This is a genomic window from Cypionkella psychrotolerans (genome assembly GCF_001294535.1).
GTDB classification, from domain to species: Bacteria; Pseudomonadota; Alphaproteobacteria; order Rhodobacterales; family Rhodobacteraceae; genus Cypionkella; species Cypionkella psychrotolerans.
On sequence record NZ_LGIC01000056.1, the window covers coordinates 16,987 to 29,677 of the forward strand.

12 protein-coding genes and 1 pseudogene are annotated in these 12,691 nt (G+C 61.3%); 6 read left to right on the top strand and 7 right to left on the bottom strand.

All coding sequences use genetic code 11. From position 1 onward, the window contains the following. Positions 1-81 precede the first annotated feature (81 nt). On the top strand, positions 82-855 hold the full coding sequence (locus AKV04_RS10895; protein WP_054006463.1) for an SDR family NAD(P)-dependent oxidoreductase: 774 nt from the start codon (positions 82-84) through the stop codon (positions 853-855). Here the strand turns inward: AKV04_RS10895 and AKV04_RS10900 are convergent, their stop codons facing one another. Then, the gene (locus AKV04_RS10900; protein ID WP_054006464.1) at positions 856-1,587 is read right to left on the bottom strand and encodes a Crp/Fnr family transcriptional regulator; all 732 of its coding nucleotides are present in this window, start codon (positions 1,585-1,587) and stop codon (positions 856-858) included. Positions 1,588-1,782: 195 nt separating this feature from the next. Between AKV04_RS10900 and AKV04_RS10905 the strand changes: the two genes are divergently transcribed. Continuing rightward, on the top strand, positions 1,783-2,019 hold the full coding sequence (locus tag AKV04_RS10905; protein WP_054006473.1) for a hypothetical protein: 237 nt from the start codon (positions 1,783-1,785) through the stop codon (positions 2,017-2,019). A 20-nt stretch (positions 2,020-2,039) separates the two neighbouring features. Here AKV04_RS10905 and AKV04_RS10910 read toward each other — a convergent pair whose 3' ends face one another. The 5 genes and pseudogenes from AKV04_RS10910 to AKV04_RS10930 all read right to left on the bottom strand — a co-directional run bounded on the left by AKV04_RS10910 (position 2,040) and on the right by AKV04_RS10930 (position 7,561). Further along, positions 2,040-2,903: an ADP-polyphosphate phosphotransferase gene (locus AKV04_RS10910; RefSeq protein WP_054006465.1), complete on the bottom strand. Its 864-nt coding sequence runs from the start codon at positions 2,901-2,903 to the stop codon at positions 2,040-2,042. Continuing rightward, positions 2,900-5,224: a heavy metal translocating P-type ATPase gene (locus AKV04_RS10915; protein ID WP_054006466.1), complete on the bottom strand. Its 2,325-nt coding sequence runs from the start codon at positions 5,222-5,224 to the stop codon at positions 2,900-2,902. Before AKV04_RS10915 ends, AKV04_RS10910 begins: the two co-directional genes overlap by 4 nt. A gap of 162 nt (positions 5,225-5,386) precedes the next feature. Next, positions 5,387-5,772, bottom strand: a pseudogene (locus tag AKV04_RS10920) (DUF302 domain-containing protein). Positions 5,773-5,829: 57 nt separating this feature from the next. Further along, a complete protein-coding gene (locus tag AKV04_RS10925; RefSeq protein WP_054006467.1) occupies positions 5,830-6,951 on the bottom strand; it encodes a baeRF11 domain-containing protein in 1,122 nt (373 codons plus the stop codon). Between the two features lie 241 nt (positions 6,952-7,192). After that, positions 7,193-7,561 carry a hypothetical protein gene (locus AKV04_RS10930; protein WP_054006468.1) on the bottom strand — a complete coding sequence of 123 codons (369 nt, stop codon included), beginning with the start codon at positions 7,559-7,561 and terminating at the stop codon, positions 7,193-7,195. A gap of 326 nt (positions 7,562-7,887) precedes the next feature. Between AKV04_RS10930 and AKV04_RS10935 the strand changes: the two genes are divergently transcribed. The 3 genes from AKV04_RS10935 (at position 7,888) to AKV04_RS10945 (ending at position 11,065) form a co-directional block, all read left to right on the top strand. Next, on the top strand, positions 7,888-8,280 hold the full coding sequence (locus AKV04_RS10935) for a DUF3775 domain-containing protein (RefSeq protein WP_054006469.1): 393 nt from the start codon (positions 7,888-7,890) through the stop codon (positions 8,278-8,280). An 81-nt stretch (positions 8,281-8,361) separates the two neighbouring features. Beyond that, the gene (locus AKV04_RS10940; protein ID WP_235815607.1) at positions 8,362-9,606 is read left to right on the top strand and encodes a cation:proton antiporter; all 1,245 of its coding nucleotides are present in this window, start codon (positions 8,362-8,364) and stop codon (positions 9,604-9,606) included. A gap of 121 nt (positions 9,607-9,727) precedes the next feature. Beyond that, on the top strand, positions 9,728-11,065 hold the full coding sequence (locus AKV04_RS10945; protein WP_156317480.1) for a DUF2254 domain-containing protein: 1,338 nt from the start codon (positions 9,728-9,730) through the stop codon (positions 11,063-11,065). A 298-nt stretch (positions 11,066-11,363) separates the two neighbouring features. Here the strand turns inward: AKV04_RS10945 and AKV04_RS10950 are convergent, their stop codons facing one another. Continuing rightward, the gene (locus AKV04_RS10950; RefSeq protein ID WP_054006470.1) at positions 11,364-11,684 is read right to left on the bottom strand and encodes an H-NS histone family protein; all 321 of its coding nucleotides are present in this window, start codon (positions 11,682-11,684) and stop codon (positions 11,364-11,366) included. 423 nt (positions 11,685-12,107) lie between these two features. On the opposite strand from AKV04_RS10950, the gene AKV04_RS10955 reads away from it, so the two are divergent. Further along, the gene (locus AKV04_RS10955) at positions 12,108-12,512 is read left to right on the top strand and encodes a single-stranded DNA-binding protein (RefSeq protein ID WP_054006471.1); all 405 of its coding nucleotides are present in this window, start codon (positions 12,108-12,110) and stop codon (positions 12,510-12,512) included. Positions 12,513-12,691 lie beyond the last annotated feature (179 nt).

The following is a 12,691-nucleotide window of genomic DNA, read 5'->3' on the forward strand; positions in this document are numbered from 1 at the left end:
CCCTTTGTCCCGTGCATCGGGTGGACGGACCTACCGCCGTCGCTGTGATGCAGTTGCCGGTTTTTCTGAAAAGGATCGACAATGACCCATACCATGACCGGCAAGATCGCCCTGATTACCGGCGCCGCAGGTGCAATCGGCATGGCCACCGCCAGACTGCTTGCCGTCCGGGGCGCATCAATCGTCGCCACCGATATTGCGGGCGCTGATTTCGGGCCGCTTCGTGCCGCGATCCCGGATGAGGAACGCCTGTTGGTCGTGGAAGCGGATGTGACGGATGAGGTTGCGTTCGGCAAAGTCGTTGCAGCAGCTGTCGAGAAATTCGGCACCATCGACATCTTTTTCAATAACGCAGGCATCGAAGGCCCGGTTGCCCCCATCCCCGATTTTCCGACCGACGGGTTTCGAAAGGTGATGGAGGTAAACGTGACCGGTATCTTCCTTGGGCTGAAACTGGTGATCCCGGTCATGGCAAAGGCAGGGCACGGCAGCATCATCAATTCGTCCAGCGTGGCCGGATTGACCGGGTCTGCCGGCCTTTGTGCCTACATCGCCAGCAAGCATGCCGTTCTCGGTCTGACACGGGCGGCAGCGGTCGAATGGGGGGCAAAGGGCATCCGCGTGAATTGCATCAACCCTGGCCCGATCGAAAGCCGCATGATGAACTCGATCGAGGAAGGGGCGAGCCCCGGCGCAACCGCCGCCGTGCATGATGGTTTTGCAGCCACAATCCCGATGAAGCGCTATGGAACGCCTGACGAAGTCGCTGGGGTGGTGGCGTTCCTGGCGTCGGATGATGCAGCCTATGTCAACGGTGCCGCCTATACCGTTGATGGCGGCATGACCGCGGCATGATCACTTCAACAGCGGCCCATCGTGATCGAGATAGGTCTTGTCGAAGTCCGCAAGTGCCACGAGCCCATCCAGGTCATGGATCTCGACCTCGCCCTGCTGGAATGTCACCAGCCCGTCCTCGCGCAATTCCCGCAGGACACGGTTTACGTGAACAGCGCTAAGCCCCATCGCGTCGGCGAACATGTATTGGGACAAGGGACAGGAAAACCCGGTCGCGGACCCAAGGCCTACAAGCTTTAGCCGAGCACCAAGTTCCAACAGAAAATGCGCGGTGCGTTCCTTGGCGTCCAGACGCCCGATGCCGACAAGATGCTCAACTACCATAGCCTCATCGCGGGACGCAGCCCACAGCACGGCCGTTGCAAGGCGCGGCGTCTTGCTGAACGTGTCTAGAAGGTCAATCGCCAGCACCTCGGAAGCTTCGACCTTTGTTACCGGCTCGATGTTGTGATCTGCGGTGCGGAACAGCACAGAGCGAAGGCCCAGAAAATCGCCAGGGATCTGGAAATCGACGATCTGGCGCGTACCGCCTGACAGGAGCTTGTAGGAACAGACCCAGCCCGATGCCAGAATGTAGCAAGATTGGTTGATTTGACCCTGATGAACTATGTCTCGGCCAGCAGGAAATACCTTTCTGCGACCGTGCAGCCTTTCCAGCGCAGACATTTCTTCGCCTGACAGGGCAACAAATGCACCAAGCTTGCGCGCAAACGGGCTTTGCAGGGCTGTCAATTTCGACTCTCCTCTGATGGCATGTGTCTTGTGAGAACAATGCCGGGAGGCATCCGTCTTACCGACCCATAGGTGCAGTGTCGCGTGAGACACTGATCTGTCTCAGTTCACGCTACCAGAAAATCGCGACAATAGGACATGGGCAGAGGGAAACAGGCGTCCTGCCTGATTTCACACCCGCAGAAGGTCTACCTGATGCCAGATGTCTCCGACGTTGCCGGAACCGCCGCCCTCGCAATCTGCGAATCGCTGCTGCTCGCACTCAACGACCGCAACATTCTGCCAGAACGAGAAATCGTCGGCATCCTGCGCGATGCTGCATCGGCGCATTCAAACGATGCTGGCGAGGATGGTCAGGCTGAGTTGCACACCGCCGTCGCGACCCCGATTAACGGAATTTTGGCTGGCGGAAATTCTGTCCGACGGAGATAGCTTCCAAGAAAGGCGTTTTTTCAATTGTCCAACGTCCGCCGGATCGCGACCAATTCCTGCCGGCGCTCTGCGCTGGTCGTTGGATAGTGCAAGTCCAGACTGGCGAACGTATCAAGCAGGATCTGCGACACGATCAGTCGCGCGGTCTTCTTGTGGTCGGCGGGCACAACATACCAAGGCGCCTCAAGGGTGCTGGTCGCTGCAATGCAGGCCTCGTAGGCAGTCTGATACTCATCCCAAAATCCGCGTTCGGTCATGTCCGAGGCGGTAAATTTCCAGTTCTTGGTCGGGTCGTCGATGCGATCGAGAAAGCGTTTGCGTTGTTCGTCCTTCGACAGGTGCAGGAAGATCTTGACGACGCGGGTTCCGTTGGCGTGCAGATGGCGCTCATGATTGATGATCGACATATACCGCTGTTTCCAGAAGGCGTCAGCGTCAACCATTGGCTCTGCCAGCGCTTGGGCTTGCAAAAGCTCGGGGTGGACGCGGACGATCAACACCTCTTCATAGTAGGACCGATTGAATATGCCGATACGACCGCGTTCGGGCAGATCGCAGGTGGTGCGCCAGAGGAAATCGTGTTGCGATTCCGTGGCGGACGGGTGCTGATAACTGAACACCTGGCACCCTTGCGGATTGACACCTGACAAAACATGCCGGATCGCCCCGTCCTTGCCCGCTGCATCCATCGCCTGAAAGATCAGCAGGATCGCTTGCCGGTTGGCGGCGTACTGCAGGCGTTGCTGCGCGTCGAGGCACTTCACATGATGCCGAAATAGCTTGCGGTAGTCGTCTTTGGATTTGCAGAAGGGATCAATCCGCGTTGGGCGCTTTGCGAGGGAAAAGTCCGTCCCGGGTGCCACGATGAAACTGGTACCGTTCACAACGCCACCCGCCGCAGCCGCAGGGCATTCGTGATGACTGATACTGACGACAGGCTCATCGCAGCCGCCGCGATCATTGGCGAGAGCAGCAGGCCGGTGACCGGGTACAGCAGCCCCGCCGCGATGGGCACGCCAAGCGCGTTGTAGGCGAAGGCGAAGAACAGGTTTTGCTTGATGTTTCGCAGGGTGGCACTTGCCAGTTTGCGCGCCCGGACGATGCCCATCAAATCACCACCCAGCAGGGTGATCCCAGCGCTTTCCATCGCCACATCAGCCCCGGTGCCCATGGCGATGCCGACATCGGCGGCGGCCAGTGCGGGGGCGTCGTTCACCCCGTCGCCTGCCATGGCGATCTTGTGGCCATCGCGGCGCAACTGGTCGATCAGCCCTTTCTTGTCCGCGGGCAAGACGCCCGCGCGCACTTCGTCGATGCCAAGCGCGGCCGCCACAGCTTGCGCGGTGCGCGCGTTATCGCCCGTCGCCATGATCACGCGCAGCCCTAGCGCGTGCAATTCCTTGATCGCCTGCGCGGTCGAGTCCTTGATCGGGTCGGCCACCGCAACTATGCTGGCCAGCACCCCGTCAACCGCGACGAACATCGCGGTCTTGCCATCGGCGCGCAGGGTATCGGCCCGTGCGTCGGCCGCACCCGTGTCCAGCCCCATCTCCTGCATCATCGCCGCGTTGCCAAGCGCCACGGCGCGCCCCCCAACCGTGCCGCGCACGCCTTTGCCGGTGACGGCCTCAAAATCCGCAGCCTCTTGCCGCGCCGCACCCTGCGCCTCGGCCCCCTCGACAATCGCTTCGGCCAGCGGGTGTTCGGACCCCCGCTCCAGCGCCGCCGCCAGCGACAACAGGTCGGCCTCGGCCACATCCCCGAGCGCCACCGTATCGGTCAGCTTCGGCTTACCCATGGTCAGCGTGCCGGTCTTGTCGACGATCAAGGTATCGACGCCCGCCATACGTTCCAGCGCCTCGGCGTCCTTGATCAGCACCCCCGCCTGCGCGCCGCGGCCTGCCGCCGTGGTGATGGAGATTGGCGTCGCCAGCCCTAGCGCGCAGGGACAGGCGATGATCAGCACCGACACGGCCGAAGCGATGGCAAAAACCAGTGCGGGCTCGGGTCCGAAGATCATCCAGACCGCGAAGGCCAGGATCGCGATGCCGACCACCGTCGGCACGAAGACCGCTGAAACCTGGTCAGCCAGCCCCTGAATGGGCGCGCGGGACCGGCGCGCGTTCGACACCATCGCCACGATCTGGGCCAGAACCGTATCGGCGCCAACCTTGCCCGCCTCGATCACGAGGCTGCCGTTCTTGTTGATCGTGGCCCCGGTGACCCCATCGCCGGGGCCCTTTTCCACCGGCATCGCCTCGCCGGTCAGCATGCTTTCATCCAAGGATGACCGTCCCTCGATCACCGTCCCATCGACCGGCACCGCATCGCCGGGGCGCAGGCGCAGCCGGTCGCCTTCCATGATGTTTTCCAGCGGCGCGTCATATTCCGACCCATCGGGCAGGATGCGCCGCGCGGTCTTCGGCGCAAGATCGATCAGCGCCCGGATCGCATCGCCGGTGCGTTCGCGCGCCCGCAGTTCCAGAACCTGACCAAAGAAGACCAGCGCCACGATCACCACCGACGCCTCGAAATAGGTGCCGACGCCGTGGCCCATCTGGTATGCCTCGGGGAAGAGGTTTGGCAGGAAGACCGCAAAGAGGGAATAAATGTAGGCTGCCGCCACCCCAAGGCTGATCAGTGTCCACATGTTCGGGCTTCGGTTCACAACGGAATCCCAACCGCGCCGGAAGAACGGCTGTGCGGCCCAAAGGACCACCGGCGTTGCCAACAGAGACTCCAGGTAACCCGCCACCTGATGCCCGATCCAGTCGCGCACCGGCAGGCCCACCATCGGCCCCATCGTCAGCACAATCAGCGGCACCGCAGCCGCCGCCGATATCCACATCCGGCGGGTAAAGTCGGTCAACTCGTGGCTTGGTTCGTCCGTGGGCACCATCGGTTCCAGCGCCATGCCGCAGATCGGGCAGGCCCCCGGCGCATCGCGGACGATCTCGGGGTGCATCGGACAGGTATATTGGACGTTGGCAGGGGCTGCCTTCTTGCGCCCGGGGGCGCGGCCCGAGGCGTAGAACCAGGGATCCGCCTTGAACTTTGTCTGGCATTTCTCGGAGCAGAAATGGAAGGACTTTTCGTCGAACGTCTCGGTCCGGGTGACAGGCTTGAGGGTAACCGTCATGCCGCAGACAGGGTCGATCGCCGTCGCGCCTTTCCCGGTTGCTGACCCTACTTTGTCCTGAGGCATTTCATGGTTTGCCGGGGCGTGGCCGTCGTGAGTAACGGTCGTTGGCATGGCGTTTTCCTTTCGCGGTCGATGCCGCATGGTGGCCGATGCAGGTGCCTCCCGTATCAGAATGCTGCTTTTTAGCGCTGGAAGGCGCGGCGCGGATTGTCGCCGAGTGCCTGATCAGATCGCTGCGACAGTCTTGGCAAGCAGGTCACGTACTTGAGCCGCGACGATGTGCAACGCTGAATTATCGATGGCCTGCATCGAAGCCACCGGATCAATCGCGCTTACCTCGACCCCGCCCTCAACCTCACGCAGGATCACGTTGCAGGGCAGCATCGCCCCCACACGCGGCTCCATCCCGATGGCTTCCAACGCCATCTTCGGATTGCAGGCACCAAGGATGCGATAGGCCGGCATATCCACACCAGCTTCTTCTTCATCGTCGCCTTGACGTCGATTTCGGTCAGAACGCCGAAACCATTTGTTGCCAGCGCTGCACGGGTGCGCGCGTCGAAGGCGTCAAAGTCCGCATTTTCTATGAGCCGGTTGATCGAGTAAGTCACTGAAATCTCCTTTTTTCATGAATCGGCAGCCTCAGGGTTCAACGGCCGGTCCTCTTTTCAGACTGCATAGCGCAGGATGGCTGCAACGGGTGCACCATCGGGCATGTCCGCCCGACGCACAGCAAGAACCTTGGCACCCGAAAGGATTGCGCGACCTGCAATCTCGTCAATCACGGCATAGCTGGTCGCACCCGCCTCTGCCGCCAGACTGACTGAACCATCGGTTTCATCCACCGTTCCGGGCACAACCTCCTCGATATCGACAAGCAGCAGATCCACCGCGCCAAAGGTGGCGGCGCGTGCCACCGCTTGAAGGTCGGTGATAGCGCGGTGTTGCCCGACCCGCTCGTGAAAGAGCGCTTTCGCTTCCTCGATCTGCCGAGCGTAATGCCCGTCAAGAACCGCTCGGGTTGCGCGCGCCAGATCGGGTTCGGTCATGCGGTCCGGGCTTGCGGAAATTCCTTCGGCCAACAAGCTAGGATAGCTGCTGACCGACCGGAATATCGGGCCAAGCGGCTCGGTCGCGGCAAGGATAAGCGGCGTCTCGCGACCGGCCAGAACCGGGCGAAGGGCAGCGTCCACCTTGCGGGCGTATTTGAGAAGAAGCCTTTTCTGACCCTCGGCGTTGGCTTGACCGGTGCCCTGAGTGGGGTTGTTGGTCGAGGCGCGGCCCGTAGCATCCGCGGCACTGTCTGGCAGGTCGGGCACCCGCACCTCGGCAGGTGGCAGATCGGCGAATACCTCTACCAGGCGGGCATCGTTTTCGGACAGGGCGAGCACGAAGGCATGCTGCGGCAGCGCCATGGCACGCAATAGCGGCTTGAGGAAAAACCGGTCCGACACTTCGACCGTTTCGGTGACGCCGGTCGCCATCCGGAAGGTTCGCAAAGTATCCGGGGTGGCAAGCACCGCAAGGCTATGCGCCTGCAGCCGCCAGAAATCATCCTCCTCGGCCAATGTGCTTAGTGCATCTTCCAGTTCGGCACAACGCCGCTTGTCGAAACCGGTGGCGTCAAGTTGCGTTAGTGCCGTCCGGGTCAAGTTGCCAAACAAAATGCGGCTTTCCGTGACATGCTGCGTCTGCGGGGTCGTTGGAAGATAGATCGACACGCAGGCGTCGGCGCGAGTTTGGATCAGCGCCCTGATCTCGGGCTGGGTGGGGATGTCGACATAAAGCATGAATACTCCTTTTCGGGAACTGGCCGGGTCATCTCATGGTCGCTGGTCGAGCAATGGCTCAGTCCGGCCATTGGTTCCGATGACTGGCTCCGTGTCGTGGCAACGGCAATGCAAGGCCTATTGGGCTCACACAATTTGCAATGCAGGACTGCGTTCGCAGAACCAGACCGGTGAAACGGCCCATCATTGGCCGTGAGGCGGAGGGATCATTCTCCACCACGCCACATCGGAAGTCGTTTGGTCAGTGGTCTTTCTTTTTCGATGCAACGGGAGAGCCCTTGGCAACTTCGGTTTTCTTGCCAGATGCGCCTGCATTGCGCGGCTCCGGTCCACTCCAGCGCGGAATTGTCAGGTTATTGTCGAGCTGCCGTCCGGGGAGACGTCTTTCACCCGGCGTATCGAAGGCATCTTCGCCAAGGCCCAGACCCGTCCCCGCATGGGTTTCGCCGGTTGACCCGTCCAGATCAAAGCCGGGCCTGTCGGCTTTCTGACCACGGTCACCTGCTATGCCTGGCGTACCTAGTTCGAGTTTCTGCGAGGCGGACTTTTCAACACCCGCTGTCGCTTTTGGTGTCACACGGGGCGTGGATGGCGTTTCATTTTTTGTCATGGCGTGTTCCTTTTCATATTCGCTGGTTTGCGACCGAGTGCGCCACCAGCCGACGATGCGCCAAACGGCAGGCTTAGAGACTCCGGGCCTAAGAGCGTGGCCCGTGGTCGCCGTCTCGAAAACCACCAAGGTTCTGATCGCAAGAAGCGTCGCATCCGCGGCACTGCCCACGAATTATACGCCAAAGTTTCATTCTCGTTCTTGATCCAGATCAGGTCAGCACCCCTCAAACCCGGCAACGCGGATGCACATGGCATCATGATCGGTATTAGCGCGGGCCCCCGGCTCGGCTGTTATCCTGACGACTTGATGGACAGGAGATTCTGATGGCTGCGCTTCCCTTTGACACTACCCGGATCGAAGAGCTTGTGGTCCGGCTCAACGCCGTGATGGCGAAGGAGGGGGCAGTGACTCCCGACCTTGGCGGCAACGCGTCCGACGACGAGGTGGCAGTTACCTTGCAGGAAACCGAGGGTGATCTGAGCCGTGACGAGATCACGCAAGAGATCGAAAGCATGAATGACGAGCAGAAGGACGCGCTGGTGGCCCTGTTCTGGATCGGTCGCGGTGATGCGGAGCCGCAAGAATGGGAGGCCACCAAAACCCTCGCGAGGCAACAGCATGAAGGGCTGGTGAGCCGGTATCTTCTGAGCAAGCCAATGGTGGGGGAATACCTGACGGAAGGTCTGGAGAAGATGCTGGAATATGGCGTCGACTGACCGAGATGCCCGTCCCATTTCCCGCGTGACCTGCAAACAGGTCGCCGCGTTCGGGTGGGTTGCCCCTGAGAGGCGGCAGTCATGACCTCGATTTCGCAGTTCGAACTTGCCGCAATCTTGCTGGTCCTGACGGCTGCGTTCAGCTGGGTGAATTACCGACTGGGGCTCATGCCGCGTACGATCGGGCTTCTGGTCATGGGGCTTGGCGCCTCGCTTGTGGTCATCGGGGCCGAGGCGGCGGTGCCTGGGTTGGTGGATTACGAAGACTTGGCCGGGTTGGTGCGTCAAGTAGATTTCGAGGGAACGCTCCTGCATGGCATGCTGGCGTTCCTGTTGTTTGCAGGCGCGCTGCATGTCGATATTACCAATCTTCGCAGCCGGGCGTTCACGATCGGCGCAATGGCGACCGTGGGTGTTGTCGTTTCCACCGCAATCATCGGGTGTGGGGTCTGGCTGGCGGCGAGGGTTCTGGGCGTTGCGATCTCATTACCCTGGGCGCTTGTCTTTGGAGCTCTGATCAGCCCCACTGACCCCGTCGCAGTGCTGGCGACACTAAAAGAGGTCAACGTGCCAGAAGACCTTCAGATCGTGATGAAGGGCGAGACCCTGTTCAACGATGGTGTCGGTGTGGTGCTGTTTGCCGTCCTGGTCGACGCAGCCCTTGGCGACAGTCTTGACGCCCTCCACGTCAGCCAGATGTTTGCGGTCGAGGCCGTTGGCGGTGCGACCCTCGGCGGTTTGACGGGCTATGTCGCCTACCGCGCCATGCGCGCCATCGACGACTATTCCATCGAGGTGCTTATCTCGCTGGCGCTGGTTGTCGGCACTTATGCGGTTTCTTTCCGACTGGGGGTCAGCGGCCCCTTGGCCGTTGTTGTCGCGGGGCTGCTGGTCGGACACCGGGGGCAACGCGACGCGATGAGCGATCAGACCCAGCGCTATTTGTTCGGATTCTGGACGCTGATCGACGAGATGCTGAACTCGGTCCTGTTCCTGATGATCGGGCTGGAGGTTCTGGTGCTGCGGTTCGAACCTGCGTTCGGCTGGCTGATGGCGCTGGCTGTGCCCCTGGTGCTGATTGCGCGGCTGGCGGCTGTCAGCGGACCGGTGCTGGTGATCGGGCTGTTCCAGAAGTTCGCGCGTGGAACCATCGCGGTGCTGACCTGGGGCGGGTTGCGGGGCGGCATTTCGGTGGCCTTGGCGCTGTCGCTGCCAGAGGTCGCCGAGAAATCCGCCTTGCTGGCCGCGACCTATGCGGTGGTTCTGTTTACCCTCGTCGTGCAGGGCCTGAGTTTGCGTGCCGTGATCAAGCGGGTGGTGCGGTGATGGCCATCAAATTCGGGGTGGGGACGAAAGATCAGACGCAGGTGCCTTGCCCCCTCCCTTGCGTGCCGACTTGTCGTGGGGCCCTTGATCCGGCCATATGACACCAACAAAGGAATTTCCCATGGCGGCCTCATTCTCGATTACCCGCGTCACCGCGTTGTGGGGCCGTCTGAATTCCAGCTTCTGGTTCGTGCCTGCCGTCATGGCGGTGGCGGCGGTCGCGCTGTCGTTTGCGCTGATCGAGGTCGATGTCCTGCGCCAAGAGAGCACCACGAACGACCCAAGCTCATTTTACACCTTCGGGCCGGAGGGGGCGCGGGCGATCCTGTCGGTGAGCGCAAGCTCGATGATCACGGTCGCCAGCTTGATCTTTTCGATCACGATGCTGTCGTTGCAGTTGGCGTCGTCGCAGTTCGGGCCACGGGTGCTGGGCAACTTCATGCGCGATCGCAGCAATCAGATCGTGCTCGGAACGTTCATCGCCACGTTTCTGTATTGCCTGTTCGTACTGCGGTCTGTGCGGGGGATGGAGGGCAACAGCTTTGTTCCTCACCTTTCGGTTGCATTCGGGATCCTGCTGGCCGCCGCCAGTGTCGCCGTTCTGATCTATTTCATCCACCACATCGCCACGTCGATCCGGGTCGAAACCCTGCTGGTCAACCTCGCGGAGGATGGCTGCGACGCTGTTGACCGTCTGTTTCCGGAACAGTTGGGCCGTGGACCCGGGAAGGATGCCTCCGAGAAGGCCGTGCAGGGATTGCTGCCGGACAACTTCGATGACGAAGCCAGATTGATCGCGGCGGATTCCAGCGGCTATGTCCAGAACATCGGTGTTGACGTGCTGATGCGTCTGGCGACCGAGCACGATCTTGTCCTGCGCATCGAAGCCCCCCCGGGCCGGTTCGTCGCCAACGGAGCATGCGTGATCATGGCCTATCCAAAGGGTCGGGTGTCCGATGAAATAGAAGAGGATCTGCGCGGGGCTGTCGTGATCGGCCGGGAACGGACATCCTATCAGGATCTCGATTTCGCCATCCGCCGCATTGTGGAACTGGCGCAGCGGTCGCTGTCGCCCGGTATCAACGACCCCACGACCGCGCTGTATTGCATCGACCGGCTGGGCGAAGTTCTGGGGCGGCTGGCGGGGCGGGAAATTCCATCGCCGACGCGCGTGGATGACAGCGGCCAACTGCGCGTGGTGACCGAAGTCGTGGCGCTGCGGGATGTGGCCTGCCAGGCATTCGCGGCCATCGCGCGCTATGGGATCACCGACACCGATGTCGTCATGCGCCTCACCGAAGCCATTTTAGGCTTGGAAAGGTCTTTTCCGCCTTCCGCTCGCAAAGGCATTGCTGAGTTGCGTGACCAGATTTTGACCGCAAGCAAGGCGTCCGCAATTTTGGGGCATGACCGTAGTACCATCACCAATTTGCAGGGTCGCAACGGGCTGCGTTCTTAACCACTGAACGCAGTACACATGAATGCAAGCAGCTAATCCCGTATCAACCTCGTCGCACTGACAGCGTCGATCTTTGGATCAAAATTGTGCTCGATGTTCCACGAAGGGCAGCTTTTCGGGATTTCTGCGGTTGCGATGCTGCGTCGCCGACCGTCTGCAGTCCGCCCTCCACGTCGGTCTCGCGCCGGATCTCTGCGCAAAACTTGCATCCCATTGAGACTGGCGGCGCTCGGTCGCTGCGCCCCGCCTGAGCGGCAGCTTTGGTGAAACATGGCAATAGGGACGTCTGCCGCGGCTCTCAACCGATGGCCATGTCCGTTGCCGTTTTGCCCGCTGACAGTGCATCCAAGAACCACTGCGGTTTGCGCCCCCGGCCGGACCAATTGAGCGCCGGGTTCTCAGGGTGACGGTATTTCGCCGGAACGGGCGCACGCGCGGTTTTCATATCATTACCGACGAGTTCGGCCAGGGAGTAGCCGAGTTCCTTGGCGAAGACTTCGACCTTTGCGCGGGCCTCTGCCTTTTGCCGATCCTCATAGGTGGTGATCGCCTTGGCGATGTCCTTGTGCAATTTGCGCAGTTCTGTGAGCGACAGCGCCTCGAGATCGAAATCAGCCATGTGATGCTTTCCGTGTCCTGAATGATCCGGAAATGTAGCCTGCATAGGCATGGCCCCGCAACTCCCTGACGGCTGGGGCAAGGGTGCCTGTTGGGGGTGATCGGTATCGATCGCCAGGGCAGTAGCGGGCTTGGGGTCAGACAGGCCATGTTGGCAAGATGACAGGGTCTGGCATGTGCTCCCCGCGCATCTCTGTCTCCTGGGCCATCCCTTCGACTGACAATCCCCTAAGCCCGTTCGGTTTCCTGCGCGCAACCCCGCGTCAGTCCGGGCCGTGTTGCCCCTTCGGGGCTGCCCGCTCCACCCCAGTCCTCTGGGGGTTTCCGGTGTCCATTCCGTCCACCGTGCACGCGTCACCCGACGGGCTTCTTCCGGGTCTTGTCGAAGGGACGGTCCCGAAGACAGGACACACAGGAGCTACCCATGCAGAACATCGTCATCCTCGCCGGCAACATCGGCCAGAAACCCGAAACCCGCACCACCCAGGGCGGCACCAACATCACCAACTTCAGCCTCGCCACCTCCCGCCCCCGCCTCTCGGAAGGTCGCGTGTTGCGCGACGAGAGCGGCTACCGGATCATGGACACGGAATGGCACCGCATCACCTGCTTCAACGGTCTCGGCAAGACGGTCGCGGAGCACTGCGAAAAGGGCATGAAGGTCCTCGTCCACGGCCGCATTCACTATACCAAGTGGACCGACAGCATGGGGAACGACCGCTACGGCTGCGAGATCATCGCCGAGAAGGTTGACTTCCTGAGCCGTCCGAAGTCGGCCGAGGCTGAAAACCCCGAGCTGGTCGACCGCGACGACGAGATCCCGTTCTGAGGAACGGGGTCCCCCTTTTGCCCGGCGGGGAAACCCGCCGGGCAAAAGGCTTCATGGGGTTGCCGCACTTGTCACGGAGGCCCGCCTACCATTTGCCGAACCACTTTAATGCCCATGGTCGCACAGCGTCCGCGACAACTAGTTTCCATCCTCGTCTCCGGTGGTGCCGTGACTGCGAT